19 protein-coding genes are annotated in these 20,351 nt (G+C 44.5%); all 19 read left to right on the top strand.

Translation table 11 applies throughout. The annotated features are described in order from the left end of the window. The first annotated feature begins 27 nt into the window (after nucleotides 1-27). The 19 genes from LP667_RS10395 to LP667_RS10305 all read left to right on the top strand — a co-directional run bounded on the left by LP667_RS10395 (nucleotide 28) and on the right by LP667_RS10305 (nucleotide 20,096). On the top strand, nucleotides 28-972 hold the full coding sequence (locus tag LP667_RS10395; protein ID WP_021732595.1) for a F0F1 ATP synthase subunit gamma: 945 nt from the start codon (nucleotides 28-30) through the stop codon (nucleotides 970-972). A gap of 24 nt (nucleotides 973-996) precedes the next feature. Further along, on the top strand, nucleotides 997-2,400 hold the full coding sequence (gene atpD, locus LP667_RS10390; protein WP_021732594.1) for a F0F1 ATP synthase subunit beta: 1,404 nt from the start codon (nucleotides 997-999) through the stop codon (nucleotides 2,398-2,400). An 11-nt stretch (nucleotides 2,401-2,411) separates the two neighbouring features. Further along, nucleotides 2,412-2,840 carry a F0F1 ATP synthase subunit epsilon gene (locus tag LP667_RS10385; RefSeq protein ID WP_021732593.1) on the top strand — a complete coding sequence of 143 codons (429 nt, stop codon included), beginning with the start codon at nucleotides 2,412-2,414 and terminating at the stop codon, nucleotides 2,838-2,840. A 1,051-nt stretch (nucleotides 2,841-3,891) separates the two neighbouring features. Next, complete coding sequence (gene murA, locus LP667_RS10380) at nucleotides 3,892-5,208, top strand: UDP-N-acetylglucosamine 1-carboxyvinyltransferase (RefSeq protein ID WP_021732592.1); 1,317 nt, start codon at nucleotides 3,892-3,894, stop codon at nucleotides 5,206-5,208. A 108-nt stretch (nucleotides 5,209-5,316) separates the two neighbouring features. Then, entirely contained in the window at nucleotides 5,317-5,871 is a 555-nt protein-coding gene (locus tag LP667_RS10375; protein WP_021732591.1) for a GNAT family N-acetyltransferase, read from the top strand. 123 nt (nucleotides 5,872-5,994) lie between these two features. Next, nucleotides 5,995-6,996 carry a rod shape-determining protein gene (mreB, locus tag LP667_RS10370; RefSeq protein ID WP_021732590.1) on the top strand — a complete coding sequence of 334 codons (1,002 nt, stop codon included), beginning with the start codon at nucleotides 5,995-5,997 and terminating at the stop codon, nucleotides 6,994-6,996. 5 nt (nucleotides 6,997-7,001) lie between these two features. Next, nucleotides 7,002-7,274, top strand: coding sequence for a membrane protein insertion efficiency factor YidD (gene yidD / locus LP667_RS10365; RefSeq protein WP_033609651.1), 273 nt, complete (start codon nucleotides 7,002-7,004; stop codon nucleotides 7,272-7,274). Beyond that, on the top strand, nucleotides 7,258-7,485 hold the full coding sequence (locus LP667_RS10360) for a DUF2969 domain-containing protein (protein ID WP_021732588.1): 228 nt from the start codon (nucleotides 7,258-7,260) through the stop codon (nucleotides 7,483-7,485). The genes yidD and LP667_RS10360 overlap by 17 nt, the downstream gene beginning before the upstream one ends. Before the next feature lie 149 nt (nucleotides 7,486-7,634). After that, nucleotides 7,635-8,840 carry an FtsW/RodA/SpoVE family cell cycle protein gene (locus LP667_RS10355; RefSeq protein ID WP_021732587.1) on the top strand — a complete coding sequence of 402 codons (1,206 nt, stop codon included), beginning with the start codon at nucleotides 7,635-7,637 and terminating at the stop codon, nucleotides 8,838-8,840. 30 nt (nucleotides 8,841-8,870) lie between these two features. Next, nucleotides 8,871-9,167, top strand: coding sequence for a glycine cleavage system H family protein (locus LP667_RS10350; RefSeq protein WP_021732586.1), 297 nt, complete (start codon nucleotides 8,871-8,873; stop codon nucleotides 9,165-9,167). Between the two features lie 366 nt (nucleotides 9,168-9,533). Next, complete coding sequence (locus tag LP667_RS10345) at nucleotides 9,534-10,565, top strand: methionine ABC transporter ATP-binding protein (RefSeq protein WP_033609652.1); 1,032 nt, start codon at nucleotides 9,534-9,536, stop codon at nucleotides 10,563-10,565. Continuing rightward, a complete protein-coding gene (locus LP667_RS10340) occupies nucleotides 10,558-11,250 on the top strand; it encodes a methionine ABC transporter permease (protein WP_003641453.1) in 693 nt (230 codons plus the stop codon). Before LP667_RS10345 ends, LP667_RS10340 begins: the two co-directional genes overlap by 8 nt. A gap of 25 nt (nucleotides 11,251-11,275) precedes the next feature. Then, a complete protein-coding gene (locus tag LP667_RS10335) occupies nucleotides 11,276-12,106 on the top strand; it encodes a MetQ/NlpA family ABC transporter substrate-binding protein (protein WP_021732584.1) in 831 nt (276 codons plus the stop codon). Between the two features lie 239 nt (nucleotides 12,107-12,345). Further along, the gene (locus LP667_RS10330; RefSeq protein ID WP_021732583.1) at nucleotides 12,346-13,263 is read left to right on the top strand and encodes an L-lactate dehydrogenase; all 918 of its coding nucleotides are present in this window, start codon (nucleotides 12,346-12,348) and stop codon (nucleotides 13,261-13,263) included. An 880-nt stretch (nucleotides 13,264-14,143) separates the two neighbouring features. Further along, complete coding sequence (locus LP667_RS10325; protein WP_021732582.1) at nucleotides 14,144-15,118, top strand: DUF2785 domain-containing protein; 975 nt, start codon at nucleotides 14,144-14,146, stop codon at nucleotides 15,116-15,118. A 21-nt stretch (nucleotides 15,119-15,139) separates the two neighbouring features. Next, nucleotides 15,140-16,168, top strand: coding sequence for a zinc-binding alcohol dehydrogenase family protein (locus LP667_RS10320; protein ID WP_021732581.1), 1,029 nt, complete (start codon nucleotides 15,140-15,142; stop codon nucleotides 16,166-16,168). A gap of 102 nt (nucleotides 16,169-16,270) precedes the next feature. Further along, complete coding sequence (locus tag LP667_RS10315; RefSeq protein ID WP_021732580.1) at nucleotides 16,271-17,383, top strand: D-alanine--D-alanine ligase family protein; 1,113 nt, start codon at nucleotides 16,271-16,273, stop codon at nucleotides 17,381-17,383. 74 nt (nucleotides 17,384-17,457) lie between these two features. Beyond that, nucleotides 17,458-19,017: a glycerophosphodiester phosphodiesterase gene (locus LP667_RS10310; protein ID WP_021732579.1), complete on the top strand. Its 1,560-nt coding sequence runs from the start codon at nucleotides 17,458-17,460 to the stop codon at nucleotides 19,015-19,017. Nucleotides 19,018-19,296: 279 nt separating this feature from the next. Continuing rightward, nucleotides 19,297-20,096, top strand: a protein-coding gene (locus tag LP667_RS10305; protein WP_121018929.1) for an IS5 family transposase whose coding sequence is annotated in 2 segments (ribosomal slippage) — nucleotides 19,297-19,567 and nucleotides 19,567-20,096 — 801 coding nt in all. Because the reading frame shifts where the segments join, the coding sequence is not laid out codon by codon here. Nucleotides 20,097-20,351: the final 255 nt, after the last annotated feature.

Below are 20,351 nucleotides of genomic sequence, written 5' to 3'. Positions count from 1 at the left end.
ATGGCTGAAAAGGATGGTGAGTAGTGCATGGCAGAATCATTAATGGATGTCAAGCGCCGAATTGACTCAACGAAGAAGACCCATCAAATTACGTCGGCAATGCAAATGGTTTCAACTTCTAAGTTAAACCAGATTCAAAAGCATACCAGTACGTATCAGGTGTACGCTTCTAAAGTTGAAAGCATCGTTTCACATCTTGCCAAAGCTCATCTGATGTCAGCAAGTGCCGGTGTTGCTAATAGTAATTCCAATACAATTTCAGTTAGTGAATTGCTTGCACAACGCCCCGTTAAAAAGACTGGTTTATTGGTGATCACTTCGGACCGTGGTCTCGTTGGCAGTTACAACAGTAATGTGTTGAAACAAACTAACGATTTCATGCGGACACATAAGATTGATGCCGATGACGCGGTCGTTTTGGCGGTTGGTGGCACTGGTGCGGATTTCTATAAAAAGAACGGCTTAAACGTGGCGTATGAATACCGCGGTGTCTCAGACGTGCCGACTTTTAAGGAAGTTCGTGAAATCGTTAAGACAGTCACATCAATGTACCACAACGAAGTCTTTGATGAACTTTACGTATTCTATAACCACTTTATCAATCGACTTTCCTCGGGCTTTCGGTCAGTTAAAATGCTGCCAATTTCTGAAGAAACTTTTGAACAAAGTGAGTCGGATAATCGTAAAGCCAAGGATAGTCGGGTGGATGTCGGTCCTGAGTATGAAATGGAACCGTCAGAAGAAGCGATATTGTCGGCTGTGTTGCCACAATATGCTGAAAGCCTAGTTTATGGTGCAATCTTGGATGCCAAGACTGCTGAACATGCTTCGTCGTCAACCGCGATGAAGGCTGCATCAGATAACGCTGGCGATTTAATCGATAAGTTGAATCTGAAATATAACCGCGCACGTCAAGCTGCTATTACCACTGAGATCACTGAAATCACTGGTGGTTTGGTTGCGCAAGAATAACGAAGTGGGAGGAATTAACGACTAATGAGTACAGGTAAAGTTGTACAAGTTATTGGACCCGTTGTTGACGTTGAATTCTCTCTAAACGATAAGTTACCGGATATTAATAACGCCTTGATCATTCAAAAGGACAACGATGACACTTTAACGGTGGAAGTATCGTTGGAATTAGGTGATGGAGTTGTCCGGACCGTCGCAATGGACGGTACGGACGGCTTACGCCGGGGAATGCCGGTTGAAGACACTGGTTCTTCAATTACGGTTCCCGTTGGTAAAGAGACGTTAGGCCGGGTCTTCAACGTTTTAGGAGAGACCATCGATGGTGGTCCAGAATTCGGTCCAGATGCAGAACGTAACCCGATTCATCGGGATGCGCCTAAATATGATGAATTAACAACCAGTACTGAAGTATTGGAAACTGGAATTAAAGTTATCGACCTCTTAGCACCATATGTTCGTGGTGGTAAGATTGGGTTGTTCGGTGGTGCCGGTGTTGGTAAAACTGTTTTAATTCAGGAATTAATTCATAACATTGCCCAAGAACATAACGGGATTTCCGTGTTTACCGGTGTTGGTGAACGGACGCGTGAAGGGAATGACCTTTACTTTGAAATGAAGGCTTCCGGCGTTTTAAAGAATACCGCCATGGTTTATGGTCAAATGAACGAACCACCGGGTGCCCGGATGCGGGTGGCCTTGACTGGTTTGACGATTGCGGAATACTTCCGTGATGTTCAAGGCCAAGACGTGTTGTTATTCATCGACAACATCTTCCGGTTTACGCAAGCTGGTTCTGAAGTTTCTGCCTTACTTGGGCGGATTCCTTCAGCCGTTGGTTACCAGCCAACTTTGGCTACTGAAATGGGACAATTACAAGAACGGATCACTTCGACTAAGAAGGGCTCAGTTACTTCGATTCAAGCCGTTTATGTGCCTGCCGATGATTATACCGACCCAGCTCCTGCAACGACGTTCGCCCATTTGGATGCCACGACCAACTTGGAACGTTCTTTAACGGAACAAGGGATTTATCCAGCCGTTGACCCATTAGCATCTTCATCAATCGCTCTGGACCCATCAATCGTGGGTGAAGAACATTATGAAGTTGCCACGGAAGTTCAACGGGTCTTGCAACGTTACCGTGAATTGCAAGATATTATCTCGATTTTAGGGATGGATGAATTATCTGACGAAGAAAAGACGACCGTTGCACGTGCACGGCGGATTCAATTCTTCTTATCACAAAACTTCTTCGTTGCCGAAAACTTTACTGGCCAACCTGGTTCATACGTGCCAATCAATGATACCATCAAGGGCTTTAAAGAGATCCTTGAGGGTAAATATGATGACCTACCAGAAGACGCATTCCGTCAAGTTGGTAAGATCGACGACGTGGTCGAAAAAGCGAAATCGATGGTAACTGATTAGGAGGGGTTTACATGGCTGACAATGCAAAATCATTAACCGTTAGCATCGTAACTCCAGACGGTCAGGTCTATGAAAATAAGACGCCAATGTTGATCGTGCGAACGATTGATGGCGAACTCGGGATTTTACCGAACCATATTCCTGTGATTGCGTCACTTGCAATCGATGAGGTTCGGATCAAGCAACTTGAGAGTGATCAGGAAGATGACGAAATTGCCGTTAACGGTGGTTTTGTTGAGTTCAGCAATAATACAGCAACGATTGTTGCGGATAGTGCTGAACGTCAGAATGACATCGATGTTGCCCGGGCTGAAAATGCACGGAAACGCGCTGAAACACGGATTCAAGACGCTCAACAGAAGCATGATGATGCGGAGTTGGCGCGGGCCCAAGTCGCTTTGCGGCGTGCCATGAACCGTTTGAACGTTGCTCGGCATTAACAACTTAAAATTCTGAAAAGCATCTGCAATTATTTGCGGGTGCTTTTTTGTTTTGTCGATTCAATATTGCACACTATTAAACCTTTAACACATATCATGGAATCATGGTATCGGCAGAAAACATTGTTAAAATGTGCCGATTAGTCGAAGTCGAGTATAGTCAATTTAGATCTGCGGCAAAAAGTGGAATTGCCTATAAACGTACACGGTGCCACGGAAGCCTGTGCTTGCAACGCCAATCGACTACTGCCATCCGTTGACTAGGTATTAACCCGTGGCCTGCAAAAGCCTGAGATTGGCGGGGCTGGGTGACAATGCTCAAGGGGGAAGTTCTTCTTGTCGGGGTGGTGTTCCTAGGCTAGCAGAAGACTCGTATTTGAAATTGCGCCGTGATTTTCTGCGTGAGTTCAAATCGATGTCCGCCTGGTTCCAGCAATTGGCACCTAGCCCCGCAAGCCGGATCGGACGCGCATGCTGATAAACAACAACTCGACTAATCGCTGCATTTTAACAATAGTCGTTACTGAATTGCTTGCGAACAAGATTTTACTAATTAACTGAGCGTATTAGGGGCAACTCGATAACTTGAATGGTAGAATGCAACTTATATTGAGATTACAATAAAGGAAACGATTACAAATGAGTGCTGTTATCAGTCAAATTATTCACGCGTTGTCAATTCATTACGTGCGCAATTCGCTAATTAGTTAACTAATCATAAGTATTTAATATTTGTGTTGAAATTGTAACGAAAATGTAAAATGTAATATTTATCCGCTAGTGTTCTATGTTATGATGATTAGGAACCGATTTGAGCTTGGACGCTGTTATTGGACAGTTGTCACAGTGTGTTCAGGTTGTATTAACGGTGGAGCTAGTGTTTGGATTGCACATCGCGTGACACAAGCTAAGTATCGCGATGAACATCGAAATCTGAGTAGGTGCGCGTGCACTTGGCTCGGTGAAGTTCTTGATAAGCGTACTTTTTACGCAATCTGAAATCTCACGTAACTTGTTTGTTGATTATCGTTTAGTGATGGAGGGTTTATCCATGGAGGAAATTGTAGTTCATGGCGGTCAACGTTTGACAGGAAATGTTCATATTGAGGGCGCTAAAAACGCAGTGTTACCGATTCTAGCCGCAAGCTTATTGGCTAGTTCGGGACAAACGCATTTATCAAATGTACCAGTGTTGTCAGACGTATTCACAATGAATAACGTCTTAAAGTTTTTGAATACTAAAATTGATTTTGATGAAATTAATAAAACAATTGATATTGACGCTAGCCGTCAGTTATCATCCGAAGCACCGTTTCAATATGTGTCTAAAATGCGGGCTTCGATTGTCGTCATGGGACCATTGTTAGCCCGGTTAGGCCATGCTAAGGTCGCTATGCCTGGTGGCTGTGCGATCGGCTCACGACCAATCGATTTACATTTGAAAGGCTTAAGTGCCTTGGGAGCTGAAATTGAACGCCACGACGGCTATGTTGAGGCTACGGCGTCCCGATTACATGGTGCTGCAATTTACTTAGATTTTCCAAGTGTCGGTGCTACTCAAAATATTATGATGGCTGCGACACTTGCTGATGGCGTCACAACGATGGAAAACGTCGCTCGTGAACCTGAAATTGTGGACCTCGCCAATTACTTGAATCAGATGGGGGCTAAGGTTACTGGTGCCGGTACCGAAACCATCCGGATCAAAGGGGTTAAGGCGATGCACGGTTGTGACCACGGTATTGTCCAAGATCGGATTGAAGCCGGGACATTTATGGTTGCCGCTGCGGTGACACAGGGAAACGTCTTAGTTGAAGACGCCATCGCTGAACATAATAAGCCACTGATTTCAAAAATGCGTGAGATGGGTGTGACGGTTACCGAAGAGCCAGCTGGTATTCGAGTTATTGGTCCAGAACATTTAAAACCAACTTCCGTCAAGACTTTGCCACATCCTGGCTTTCCAACAGACATGCAACCGCAAATGACCATTTTACAGTTATGCGCGCAGGGAACAAGCTTGCTAACCGAAACCGTTTTCGAAAATCGCTTTATGCATCTCGATGAGCTACGGCGGATGAACGCTGACTTTAAGGTCGAGGGTCGCTCAGTTATTATGTATGGGCCAACCGACTTCAATGGCGCTCAAGTCACGGCAACTGATCTACGGGCTGCCGCTGCACTGGTAATTGCTGGGTTAGTTAGTCGCGGGTATACTGAAATCACTAACTTAAAGTATCTCGACCGGGGCTATTTTAATTTTCATGGTAAGTTAGCCAAGTTAGGTGCTGAGATTAAACGGGTCGATATTCCCGATGGCACCGTTTATGCGCTGAATCCTGATTTTGCGCATGAAGCAGTGGAATAAATATAAATAATTGCTTACAAAACCTTCAAAGTGCGATAAACTCGTGTTTGAAGGCTTTTTTGTGGCGCAGCGGGGTAACCCGACGCCAATCATTCAGGAGGACAACTTATGTTTATTAATATTATCGACAAACACATTTCATTGAAACCAACCGAAGTGGCTGACGCGGAGCCGCTTTTCGACTTAGTTGATCATAACCGCGACTATTTAAAGCCATGGATGCCATGGGTCGATGCGACCGCCACTGTTGCTGACGAACGGCATTTTATTGAATCCATGTTGACCAAGCAGGCGCACGGGCAGGTCTTTATTACGACCATCATTGTGGATGGGGAAGTTGCCGGTATGTTGGACTTGCATAATATTAGTGCCATTAATCATAATGGCGAGATTGGGTATTGGCTAGGGCAGACATTTACTGGGCACGGAGTTATGACGAAGGCCCTTGAACGGCTAGAAGAAATTGCCTTTACAGAACTCGATCTGCATAAGGTGACCTTAGGGGCGGATATTGCTAACAAGGCAAGTCGGGCCGTTGCTGAACGCCGTAAATATCATTTAGATGCGACCTTACCAGAAAATATCTTGCTGAATGGTCAGTATCGTGATGAAGTAATTTATTCATTGACGGTCGATGAGTGGTCTAAGCGCCGTGATGATTAGTCGCAATTAACTGATTGGTATTAGCAAGTGAATGGGTGACTAGTACTACCGTCAGTTCTCATCAACTGTAGAGTATGGTATAATGATTAGTCGTATAATTGTATGTTTGAGAGGAGCAAAAACATGGCTTTAGATATTGGTATTGACTTAGGTACTGCCAATGTTTTAATTTACGTATCGGGCAAGGGCATCGTCCTTAATGAACCATCCGTGGTCGCTATCGATACAAACACGAATCAAGTGTTGGCAGTCGGGTCCGAAGCCTACCAAATGGTTGGGAAGACGCCTAGTAACATTCGGGCAATTCGACCATTAAAAGACGGGGTGATTTCGGATTTTGACGTCACCGAAGAAATGTTGTCTTATTTTATTAAAAAATTAAATGTTCGTGGTATTATGTCACGGCCAAGTATTATGATCTGTACCCCAACGAACACTACTGAAATTGAACGCAAAGCGATTTTGCAAGCTGCTGAAAAATCTGGTGGTAGTAAAGTCTTCTTGGAAGTTGAACCAAAAGTGGCAGCCATTGGTGCTGGCATGGATATCTTCCAGCCACGCGGTAACATGGTGATTGATATTGGTGGCGGGACTAGTGATATTGCAGTCCTATCGTTAGGTGATATTGTGGCCAGCAGTTCGTTACGAATGGCTGGCGACCGGATGAACCAAGACATCGTGAACTACGTCAAGGATCAACATCACTTGTTGATTGGTGAACGCAGTGCGGAACAAGTTAAGATTCAAATCGCCCAAGTCTTCAAACAGGATGGCGACGATGATAAGGTCACCCAGGTCCGTGGCCGCGATACGGTGACTGGAATGCCACGGTCAATCGACATTGATTCTAATCAAGTTGAAGAAGCTATCCATGAAACGTTGATGCAGATTGTTAGCACCGCTCATCATGTGATGGAAACTTTACCGCCTGAAATTGCGGCCGATATTATTGACCGGGGGATCACGCTAACTGGTGGGGGCGCACTCTTGAGTGGGCTCGATCAGTTGATCAGTGAAAACTTAAAGGTTCCGGTAATGGTTGCTGAACATCCATTGAACAACGTTGCTCAGGGTGCTGGTATCTTACTTGAACATATGCAAAAGACCGCTAAGAACAAGAAATAATTACGATGCGACGGTTATTAATGAAAGGCATCCGCTTTTATCAGCGGGCCTTTTCTGCGTTTAGTCCGGCCCATTGTCGGTACTATCCAACCTGTTCTAATTATACGTTAGAGGCAATCGAACGGTTTGGCGCAGTGAAGGGAAGTCTAATGGGGATGGCACGGATCTTGCGGTGTCATCCTTTGGTTAAGGGCGGTTTTGATCCCGTGCCAGCCCATTTTTCATTGCGTCGTAACCCGCAATACAAGGAGGAAGACCACCGTGGCAAGAAAAGATAAGGCAATTTCGGTTACTTTAAATGAAACCAAGGTCAACGGTCAACCAGTTACCGAGGTTTTGATCGGTAAGCAGATGATTGGGCAAGTGACACAAGTTGGTGAACGATTTGAGGCTGAAATGGTTAGCGATAACCAACCATTTGCACATACCAAATCTTTTGATGAAAGTTTGCAAGAAATCTTGTCGGCTTACCATCTACACAAAGGCTAATTTTTAGTAAACCTTCAACCTGGTTCCGAGAATTCGGCACCAGGTTGTTGTATAATAAAGACTATCTTAAAGAGTACAAAATGATATTGTGAATAGGGTTAGTCTGCCGAATGCGGTGGACTAATCCAAACAGGTTAGGAGCGTTATTTGTGGCAGAAGAATCTAGACTCCGCAGTCAAGACGAGGATTCAAGAATTGACTGGGGTATCATATTTTCAGTGATGATGCTAGGACTAATCGGGCTGGCGTCGATTTACGTCGCCGCAGTGCACGATTCTAGTTCGGTGAACGTCACGAAGCAGGTGATTTCTCAAGTCATGTGGTTCGTGATTGGGACCGCAATTGCTGTGATCGTGATGCAATTCGATTCCGAACAGTTGTGGCGGGTGGCGCCGATTGCGTATTGGTTCGGGATCTTCCTGTTAGCGGCGGTTTTAGTCCTATACAGTAGATCGCTGTATACCAGTACCGGGGCTAAGAGTTGGTTTGCAGTTGGTTCGCTAACGCTGCAGCCATCGGAAGTTATGAAGCCCGCCTTTATCTTGATGCTGGGGCGGGTGGTAACGATGCACAATACAGAACACCCCACTCACACCATGGCGAGCGACTGGCAGTTAATCGGTAAATTGATTGCGTACATGGTTCCGGTAGCGGTTCTCTTAAAGTTACAAAATGACTTTGGGACGATGTTGGTATTCTTCGCGATTTTAGGCGGCGTGATTTTAGTTTCCGGGATTTCGTGGCGGTTACTGGCACCAACGTTTGCAGCCGTTGCTGCGATTGCCGGTACGGCACTATATTTAGTGATTGCACCAAGTGGCCGACATATTTTGGAAGCCATCGGTTTTAAGCAGTACCAGTTTGCGCGGATCGATACATGGTTGAACCCGTCGACGGACACGTCGAACAATGCCTATCAAGTTTGGCAGAGTATGAAGGCGATTGGTTCAGGTCAGATTACCGGGCGGGGGTTTAACGTCTCACACGTGACCGTCCCCGTACGCGAATCTGATATGATTTTCTCAGTCATTGGTGAGAACTTTGGCTTTATTGGTTGCGCCGTGGTCATCTTGTTATATTTCTTATTGATTTATCAGATGATCCGGGTGACGTTTGATACGAAGAACGAATTCTACGCTTACATTTCAACCGGGGTCATTATGATGATTCTCTTCCACGTATTCGAAAATATTGGGATGAGTATCGGACTGTTACCAATGACTGGGATCCCGTTACCGTTCATTAGTCAAGGGGGGTCGGCGTTGATCGCTAACATGGCTGGGATCGGATTAATGATGTCAATGCGGTATCATTACAAGTCCTACATGTTCAGTCGTAACGACCGGTTTGAATAATAAAATCAATGTAAAGGTATGGTGTTTAATATGAGTGAAGATGCAACTTATTTTTGGACAAAAGATGTTGATGGGCATACTCGGCTAGGTCTAACTAAGGCGGCTCATGAAGCCCTTGGTGAAGTTAAATATGCCGAATTACCAGCTATTGGCGATAAAGTTAGTCAAAACAGCGCTTTTCTAAGTGTTGAAGCCACTAAGGCCGTCTCAGAATTTAATTGTCCAATTAATGGCACCGTGGTTGCAGTTAACCCAGCTTTAACGGATAATTTTGACGCGTTGAATAGTGCGGAAGACGGCGTTGCTTGGTTAATTGACGTGGACTAATTGTCAGGCCTTGACAATTAGAAACAGGCTCGGTATACTCGGTACATTAACAATTGATTAAAAAAATATCATTTTGAAAAGATGAGTACGTGGTAACGATTACCTAGAGAGTCCCTAGTTGGTGTAAGGGGATTGATCGTGAAACTGAAGATGGTCTTGAAGTAATGAAGCTTAGTGAGTATCAACAAGCTAAGTTTGGGTCGCACCCATTATCATGCGGAGTTCATAGTAACTCTTGAGACAACTGGTGCGAGCTGGTTGTGAAGATGGGTGGTACCACGAGGCTAAGCTTCTCGTCCTGTTGATGATTATTGTCATAATCGTCTAGGATGAGGAGCTTTTTTGATGTGTAAGGAGGAATTTGACTTGATTGAATTTAAAGATGTGACGAAGACCTTTGATGCCAAACAGGGAGCGGTGCATGCCGTCCAAGATGTTAATTTAAAGATTGAAGATGGTCACATTTATGGCATCGTCGGTTATTCGGGTGCTGGTAAAAGTACCTTGGTACGGATGTTGAATGGCCTGGAAACCCCCACGAGTGGGTCAGTGGTAATTGATGATGTCAATATTACAACGCTGAGCGGGGCAAAGTTGCGGGCTCAACGGCAAAAGATTGGCATGATATTTCAACATTTCAATCTATTATGGTCGCGGACTGTTTTGGAAAATATTATGTTTCCACTTGAGATTGCGGGTCAGTCCAAAGCGGATGCTCGTAAAAAGGCGGAACACTTGGCTGATTTAGTCGGGTTAGCGGGACGAGAAACGGCTTATCCGTCCGAATTATCTGGGGGGCAGAAGCAACGCGTCGGGATTGCTCGGGCACTTGCGAATGATCCGCAAATCCTACTTTCGGATGAAGCAACGAGTGCCTTAGATCCTCAAACGACCGATGAAGTGTTGGACCTGCTACTATCGATCAATCAGAAGTTACATTTAACGATTGTATTGATTACGCATGAAATGCACGTGATTCGTAAGATTGCCGATCACGTCGCGGTGATGGAAGCCGGTAAAATTGTGGAACAGGGACCGGTATTAGAAGTTTTCAAGCGACCACAACAAGCAGTGACGAAGCGGTTTGTTAATGAAGAAGTCACGCCGTCTCTGAATGACACGACGGTGGTCGTTGATCAGCTGTTAGCGAAGTATCCTAAAGGAACCATCGTCCAATTGACGTTCCATGGTGATCAGGCCCAGTTGCCAATTGTTTCAGAGATGTTAAAGAAATACCCGTTAGATTTAAATATTATTGAGGGTGGAATTCACCAAACTCAAGAAGGCGCAATCGGTTCACTGTACTTGCAACTAACGGGTGACCAGGAACAGATCAAGGGCGCTCTGGCGTACCTACAAACGATGCGGGTAGAAACGGAGGTCTTAAATCGTGAATGATCAAGGATTGGATTCATACTTTAAATTTGCAAATGTTGATTGGGGTAGCATGATGTCGGCAACTTGGGAAACCATTTGGCTGACGATCGTTTCAATGGTCGTTGTTGCCATTTTGGGAATCGCCTTAGGTTTGTTACTTTATGAGACAGCCGGTAGTCAGAATCCACTGGCTAAGGCGTTGAATTGGATTGTCGCGTTATTCGTGAACGTTTTCCGGTCGATTCCTTTCATTATTTTGATCGTGCTATTATTGCCAGTAACATCCAAATTAGTTGGGACGATTATTGGGCCACGAGCAGCTTTACCATCACTCATCATTTCAGCAGCGCCATTTTACGCCCGGATGGTGGAGTTAGCGTTCCATGAATTAGATCATGGGGTGATTGAAGCGGCTGAATCAATGGGTGCGACGCGGTGGCAAATTATTCGCAAGGTCTTGTTACCAGAGAGCATGCCAGCTTTGGTTTCCGGAATCACAGTGACGACGATTTCTTTGATTGGTTATACCGCGATGGCCGGGGCCATTGGGGCTGGTGGCCTAGGTAACTTGGCATACCAAGATGGCTTCCAGTCTAATAACAACGCGATTACGCTAGTTGCGACGGTTATTATTGTTATCATCGTGTTCATTTTCCAATTTATCGGGGATATTGCAGTTCGACATATCGATAAGCGAGTTAATTAAAGTTAATTTAGGAGGAATTAGGGTTATGCAAAAAAAGCGGATTTTAGGATTACTAGCAGTTGCCGCGACGGCGATTTTATTAGTTGGCTGTGGTAAATCATCATCGTCATCGACTAAGACAACAACCATCACGGTCGGGGCATCGTCAGTACCACATGCCCAGATCTTGAAGCATGTGCAACCAGAATTGAAAAAGGAAGGCGTTAATTTAAAAATCAAAGTTTTCCAAGATTACGTCTTGCCTAACAAAGCGTTGGCATCTAAAGAATTAGACGCTAATTACTTCCAGCATATTCCGTTTTTGGATAACTGGAACAAAGAAAATAATGGTAGTCTAGTATCTGCCGGTAAAGTTCACTTGGAACCAATCGGTGTCTATTCCAAGAAGGTTAAGAGTTTGAAAGACTTGAAAGATGGTGCGACAGTGTTAGTTAGCAGCAACGTTGCTGACTATGGTCGGGTTTTGACATTGTTCAAGGACGCTGGTTTGATTACCCTGAAGAAGGGGACTGATTTGACTTCAGCAACCTTCAATGATATTAAAACTAACAAACGGCATCTGAAGTTCAAGCATTCATACGAAGCTAAGTTAATGCCAACATTTTACAAGAACAATGAAGGTGACGCGGTCGTAATCAATGCGAACTACGCCGTGCAAGCTGGTTTGAATCCCAAGAAGGACGCAATTGCGCTCGAAAAATCAGATTCGCCATACGCTAATATTGTGGCTGTTCGTAAGGGTGACAAGAACAAACCAGCTATTAAGAAGTTAATGAAGGCGTTACGTTCTAAGAGTACTCAACAATGGATTGAAAAGAAATATAAAGGTGCGATTTTGCCAGTTTCAACTGACTAAGCGGGCACTTTAAATTAAAATATCGTTTGACTAGGCTAGTTTTAGGGATCCGTTCCTTGAAGCTAGTTTTTTCATTCTTTAGGATTGCCGGCACTCGGTATTGATGAAGTTATATAAGCTGATTTGTCACGAAATATAACAATTGATTAAAATCTAATGAGACAGCGTCCTGCTTGACTTTGTAGCGGTTGCAATGTACGCTTACCAAGTTAAATAAACTACAGATTGGGGTTTACAGCATGCGTAAATATGGTGTGATCGGGTTAGGCCAAGTCGGTGCGACGGTGGCCTATACGTTGGTTCAACAAGGAACCGTTGATGAATTAGTATTAATTGACAAGAATGAGGCCTTGGCGAAGGCCCAAAAACTCGATTTAGACGATGCCTCACCGCGTCTAAGCTCAACCACTAAGATTATTTTAAATGATTATTCAGCCTTAGCAGATGCTGAAGTTTTGATCGTGGCTTCCGGTAATATTGGTGCGATTGACATGAACAGTTCTAAAGGCCGCTTTGGTGAGTATGATTTGAATCAAGCTATAGTTCGGGATATTGCGCCTAAAATTGTGGCGTCTGGCTTTAAAGGCATTTTGATTGATATTATGAACCCGTGTGATGTGATGACGGATTATTTACAACGAATGACCGGTTTTCCACGTCAGCGGGTCTTTGGTACGGGGACCTTTTTAGACACGGCCCGGATGCAAAAGTATGTGGGGCAAGCAGCTGGGACGAATGGCAAAAATGTTTCGGGCTATGTTTACGGTGAACACGGTAACTCACAATTTGTTGCTTGGTCAACGGTCAGTGTTAACGGGCAGCCAATCAAGAATTTCCCTGGCCTGAATCTTGATCAACTTGAAGAAGACGCTCGGCAGGGGGCATTTGCGGTCATGGCTGGTAAACACTATACCAACTTTGCGATTGCTACTTGTGGGGTGCGATTAGCAGAAGCGGTCAGTGCGGACGCTCAATTAGCTTGCCCAGTTTCGGCATTTGATCCGCAGTTCGGGACTTATGTCGGCATGCCAGCTGTAATTGGTAAGCATGGCATTGAGTCGTTAATTCAACTGGATTTAACTGCCGATGAACAAGCTTCATTAGCTGCATCTGCGACGTTTATCAAATCACAAGTAGACGTTTTGCCACAACCATAAGTATTGATTTAGCATGATTGAAGCACATTGTACTTATTTTAATCATCATTCGTGAGAATGCATTAATTGCACGTGAATTAGCGTATCGATGTTTAGACGTGGCCTAATTAGGACGTTATGATGTCAACCAGAGTAAGGCTCAGGGTGGCATCATAACGGCTATAATTAGGCCACGTTTTATGCATTGTGCTAGTTATTATTTAGTATGAATCGTGATTAAAAATAGTCATTTCTAAGTTTAAAAGCTACCATCTGAATCCTACTGAAAAGTATGCAATTTGGCGAAAATCATTTGATTAGTTCGTCCTACGTTGGCTTCCAATCATTTCTGCTAATTGTAGGGCACTTCAATGCAGATTTGAGCCGAAAGTCCACGTCTCAAATACTGGTCTTCCATGCTTCAAGGAAATGCTGTCGAAACGTGTTCGGGGCCACTGAAGCCTGTGCTTGCTACACCAACGGACTAATGCCAAGATCGCATTAATCCGTTGGCTAGGCAATACTCGGCTTCAACCCGTGGCCCCGAACACTCTTTTAGACTGGAGGGGCTGGGTGACAATGCTCAGTAGCCAAATTATTCTTAGCTGGAAGTGAATTTCTTCCGGCTTAGAATAAGACTCGTATTTGAGATGACGCGGGTTGGGCGTTAGCTCAAATCGACGTCAGCTACGTTCCAGCGATTGGCACCCAGCCCCGGAGGTCGGCACCAGACGCGCATATGCTGACGAACAATAATCCAACTAACTGGCATGTTTTAATCATGACTCATGCCAAATTAACGAGCACAATGCGTTACGTTTTATGTTTGAATGGGTTCCTTTGGGCAAGACGGGCACTGACATGCTAAAATAGAAGGTAAATTGGAGATTACGAGGTCATTATGCAAGCAGAGAAATTGATGCAGGTTAAAAATGCAGTATTGAAATTAAGACAGCAACTTCGTGCGGGACAGGTTTATCAATCATTACCGGCCCGGATGGATGCGCTGATCAAACAGTTGCCGAGCACTGTGGCAACGACGGTGACGCTTCCGGGTGATGAAGAAGTTCTGCCATTGATTGCAACGTTGCATGAACAGTTGAAGAAAGGTACGCTGACGGCCATTAGTAGTGAGCAGGTCAAGCTCTTAATGGCGCACATTGGCTCGCGTAATCCACAGGTTCGTGATCAGGGCGTCTACTATTTGTTAAATGAAGCCCTGCAACAGCAGGTGCTTACGCCGGCACAATTAGGTGCTATTTTTGATCAGTTGATTCAAGATCAGCTATTATTTGCCCATATTGACGAGCCACAAAATGATGCCGTCTATCAGCGTTCCTTTGCGGTGTTGTTGCTATCAGTATTACTGTACGCGGATCATGCGGGTCTAAAATTCATGACGCCTGCTCGGCTTGACTTGATTGTTACCCAAATGACGATTTATATTTTGTTAGAAACGGATACTCGTGGTTTTGTGGGAACGACCGGTTGGGCCCACGCTTATACGCACATTGGGAATATCTTGGATGAATTGGCCGATGAGTCAAAATTAGCTCGTGCGGATAAATTATTATTATTGGCGGCGTTGTTGAGTCGGTATCAAAAGTTAACAACACCTTTAATTTTTGGGGAGCCGGAGCGGTTATCAACTTATTTGACGCTGATTACGAATAAGGACGAACTGTACTGTGACTATTTGTTAGCGGCATTAAAGGAATGGCATCGGCAGTTAATGATGCATACGCGCCCATCAAGTGAGGCTGAATGGACGCAGATTTTTAATCGTAATCGATTGCTAGAGGCGTTAGCACTGCACGATGATTTACCAACTGCAGTTGTTGATTATTTGGATGATGAATTGGAATTTTTAGGCTAGATTTGAAAGGAAGTCTTTTGAATGCAAGCAAAAGCAATTGGCTTAACGCAAGGATTACCGGTAAGTGATCCGCAAAGTTTACAAGATGTCACGATTGAAATCGATCAACCACGCGGGCGTGATATTTTAGTGGAAGTTCTCGCAACGTCGGTTAATCCAATTGATACTAAACAGCGGCAGGTTCAACCGCAAGTTGAGCATCCTAGGATACTAGGTTTTGATGCGGTAGCGAAAGTCTTGGCCGTGGGTGAAGCGGTAACGACGATTATGACTGATGATCTTGTTTACTATGCCGGCGCCGTTGACCGGCCAGGCAGTGACGCGCAGTACCAATTGGTGGATGAGCGGTTAGTCGCTTGTGCGCCCAAAAAGTGGACCGCGGCACAATCAGCCGGATTACCACTGACAACGTTAACGGCTTGGGAAGCATTGTTTGAAAAGTTACCGTTTATAGCGGCTGCCAATGCTAATCTTGGACATAGTGTCCTAATTATCAATGGTGCCGGTGGTGTGGGGTCGATGGCTATTCAGTTGGCTAAGTGGGCGGGACTCCAAGTTATTACGACAACTGGTAAGCCCGCTACCACTGAATGGGTCAAACAGCTAGGTGCCGATGTTGTTTTGGATTACCATCAAGATTTGGCCGCACAATTGACAGCGGCGGGTTTGACGACCGTTGATCATGTGATTTTATTGCATTCAACGGATCGATATTTACCGTTAGTCACGCCACTGGTACGGCCACTCGGAACGATCGTGGCGGTCGTCACGAATCAGCAACCATTGCCAATGGCATTATTAAAGCCCAAGAGCTTGAACTTTGCTTGGGAGTTTATGTTTACGAAAGCTAACTATCGGTTACCATCGATGGCAACACAGGGGATTATTCTAGCCCGAGTAGCCCAATTGGCGGATGCTGGGGTCATTGTACCAACGACCAAGCGGATATTAGCAGGGATTAATGCAGCTAATTTACGAAGCGCTCATGAAATTGTGGAAACGGGCCAAATGTTAGGTAAAGTGGTCTTAACTGCACCATTTAATGCGTAAAAACCAATGATTTTATTGCAAAAATGTTTTCAATTGTGCTCAGATATTGTAGAATTAACTAAGCCGTAGTATGAAATAAACCTTGATAGGATGAACAAAATTATGGAGACACAAAAAAAGATCCACGTTGGTATGTTATTTGGCGGGAATTCTTCAGAACACGATGTTTCGAAGCGTTCAGCGCATAACATTTATGATGCCATGGACAAGAATAAGTATGATGTTGACTTGTTTTTAATCACAAAGGACGGAGTGGTCTTGAGTGATGCCGCAACGCGGCGGGTATTTGATGGCGAACCAGAAGATCAAGTGGTTGCTGAAGAAATGCCCAAGTTGGACATGCGTGATCCATTAGCACCCATCAAGAACCTGACACTAGCTAAGGATATTGATATCTTTTACCCAGTGGTGCATGGTAACTTGGGGGAAGATGGCACCTTACAGGGGCTGTTCAAGTTATTGAAGAAGCCCTATGTCGGTAGTGGTGTGTTAGCGTCGGCGGCCAGCTTTGACAAAGACATTACGAAGCAGATTCTAACCCATCACCATATTCAAAATACGAAGTACGTGGTGGTCACGCCTGAAAATCGGGATCAGATGACATATGCTTATTTGCAAGCCCATGTCGGTGATCATTTATTCATTAAGCCAGCGAACCAGGGATCATCAATCGGAATTCATAAGGCTGAGAATGAACAGGAATATTTGGACGGCTTAGCGGATGCCTTCAAGTATGACTATAAGATTTTGGTTGAAGAATCAATTGATAATCCGCGAGAAGTAGAATGTTCAATATTAGGTAATGAAAATCCTAAGGCCTCTAAGCTTGGTGCAATCGATGTTCCAAAGACGGATACGTTCTACGATTATAATAATAAATTCGTGGATGCTAGTGGTGTGACTTTTGAGCTACCAGTCGAATTACCGGCTGAGTTAACCAAACGGATTCAGCAGATGTCACTAGACGCATTTAAAGCCCTTGGTTTGAAAGGGATGGCACGGGTTGACTTCTTAGTTTCTGAAGATGGCGAACCATATTTGGGCGAAATTAACACGTTGCCTGGTTTTACTAATATTAGTTTGTATCCAAAGTTATGGGAAGTTTCAGGTATTAGCTACACGGACTTGATTGATCAATTGATCCAACTTGGATTTGATGAATTCAAACGTCAGTCTGGCATTCACTATGATTTTGTCGCGTTAGACGCAGAATAAAACCGTAATTAATTTGTGGTGGTTGGGATGAAGCAATTCATCACGACCACCACTTTTTGTGAGGAGGGATCAGGTTGTTAAGTCGCGGATGGCAACTAATTATTCGTGGTGGACAGCAATTAACTGGGCCACTAGCCATCTGGTGGTTAACTGGCATGTTACTAGCAGTGCTTGTTAAGGTACTGGGCATTCAAGTTGGTGGCGGAATGAGTTTGATTGGACTAATTGTGTTGAGTGCTTGGCTACCAGCATTAGCGGTCCGTAGTAATCACGAGCCATTGCAGGTTGGTCAATTTATTTGTCGCTGGTCAATGTTGCTAGTAATGGCAGTGTGGTGGCTGCCACTCGGCTGGTTAGGCTATCTAGCAACCTTACAAGCAAGTTTACAGTTGCCGGCAGCTATTCAGAATGTGATCTTTAATACGCGTTATGACTGGTTACCCGTAGCGGCACCGTTATGGGCGCTTGGTTGGTTGTTGAGCTGGAAGTGGTTACCGGCACTCCGACAACAATTGCTGAACCCTGCCAATTGGAAAAACTACTGGCAGGCTGGTTGGAAAACATCGTGGTGGGCGGCTATTAAAAGAACGCGTTATGGCTGGATGGTACTAATTGGCTGGGGAATTTTAGCCGGCCTTAGTGTGGGAATCGTTTGGATCTGTGGGAATTACAGCCAGATTGTGAGTCGACTGGTGGCAATAATCAGTATGACAGGATTACAATTAATTGGCTGGTTGTTGCTCATGGGTGAATGGGCACAATGGCGGCCACAACGGGTGACCTCAGTAAGGTCTCAATGGCAGACGGCACTAATAATATTGATTAGCTTGGTGGCCATAAGCAGTTATTCGGGTTGGTGGTTAGGTGCGCCGACAACTGCGACACCAGCAATTATTGCGCACCGAGGTGTCAATGGTCATGATGGTGTTCAAAACACGACAGCAGCGCTTAAACGGACGGTTAGACAGACCCGACCTAACATGGTTGAGATGGATATTCAGCCGACTGCGGATCGGCACTGGGTCGTGATGCATGATCTCACGTTGACAGCCCTGGCTGGTCAAGCGGGGCCAGTCCATGATTATCCAGTCGATGAATTGAGTGGGTTACCCTTGCATGAGCATGGTCAAAAGGGGCGTTTAAGCACGTTTAATCAGTACTTTACGGTGGCACGTAACTTACAACAACCCTTGTTAGTCGAAATTAAATCAGTAGGAGCAGCCAATCAATTGATGGGCGCTTTTGCGGAGCGCTATGGCCAGACACTGGTGCGTCAAAAAGGGGCCGTCCATTCGTTAGACTACCGGATCATTGAACAATTGCATCAACGAAATGTTCAACTGCCAGTAGGATTAATTGCGCCATTTTATCTGACCGATTTTTCGGATTCAGTAGCCAGTTTTTATTCACTGCAAGCCCTAACGGCCACTCGTGAACAGGTTAGCGCGGCTCATCGTCAGCATCATGCCGTATATTTTTGGACAGTTGATCGGCCACTCGCCATGCAACGGCTGGCTGCTATGGGGGCGGATGGACTCATCACGAATCGACCTGGTCAATTAAAACAACTGCAAACGAGGTCTAAACATTATTATTTTTATCAATTGATAAATTGGCTACTGAGTTGGTTATAATCTACTGAAAGAAGTATGAGAACCAAGCTTGATTATTAAGCCGCGATAGCGTTCTAGACGAGGGTGTCATGACAAGTAATATGAGCTGTAAATAACGTTTATTTATTGCCTTTTGAATCGCTTTCAGTAGTTCTCACTTTTAATAAACAAGTCCTTAATTAGGCCGGTTAACGAACTGGAGTACTGGATAATTAATAAATGACCTTAGAACGTGTTTGGATACTTTGACATTCGATTTGATTTTAGTTAAATTAAATCAAAAACAGGAGTTTTTAATCCATGAAAAGCTTTGCACACCATTATAGTAGCGACATCTCTCGTGAACAATTTGAACTAATCCGGACAGATCTAGAAGGCATACGTAAGCGGACTAAGCCAAGAAAGGTTGATTTATATGATATCTTTTGTGCCCTGCTTTATACCTTGAAAAATGGGTGCGTTTGGCGTGATTTACCCAGCGATTTTCCTAAATGGGAAACCGTCTATTATTACTGGTTACTTTGGACTAAAACGCCATCTCCTACTGGTATCACTCCTCTGGATAAGGTTTTAAAAAAATTGTCAGCCAACATCGGTTGGCTCAGAAGCGTTCAGTTTATACATCGTTCATCATTCTAGATGCTCAAAGTGTCAAGAATACCGATCCTGCTGAAAGTAGCGGCTACGATGGTGGTAAAAAGGTGAGTGGGATTAAGCGCCATCTTGCTGTAGATATCAATGGGCTGCCGATGGCAGTCCATGTGACAACCGCCAATGTTTCTGAGCGTGATGGCGCCAATGCGCTACTGGCGTTAAACAAATCACAGTTTGACCTGGTTCAACGAGTAATGGCCGATGGTGGTTATACTGGTAACAACTTTGCTCAATCAGTTCAGGCAATGATTAACGCTGAAGTCATTATTGCTAAACAGAGTGACCTTAGGCACGGTCAAGTGACCCCGCAACGCTGGGTTATCGAACGCAGTTTTAGCTGGCTAGGAAAATATCGGCGCCTCTGGCGCAATTGTGAGCGAAAGCTGAACACCAGTAAGATGATGATTAGCTTAGCCTTCCTGCGAATACTCTTGAAAAGATTCTAAACACATTCTTAGTGTTAAAGCATGGTATAAACTTAATATTAAATAAGAATTACGCGTATTTCTTGCTAAAATTCCGTTATGTGAATATAATTATATGCGTGATTGGTATTGTCCAATTGGTTAGTGCTCAATTATTCGAACGTATTAATGAGGATTGATTAGGTGTCACGATAGCCTTGTTCACTAAGTGGGGTCGAGCAAGGACAGCAACAAACAACTGAGTTGGGTTTAAGGCAATTGAATAAAAGAGGGGTT

Source organism: Lactiplantibacillus paraplantarum, assembly GCF_003641145.1.
GTDB lineage: Bacteria > Bacillota > Bacilli > Lactobacillales > Lactobacillaceae > Lactiplantibacillus > Lactiplantibacillus paraplantarum.
Note: the sequence above shows the minus strand (reverse complement) of the source record. Positions and strands in the feature narration are given on the sequence as shown.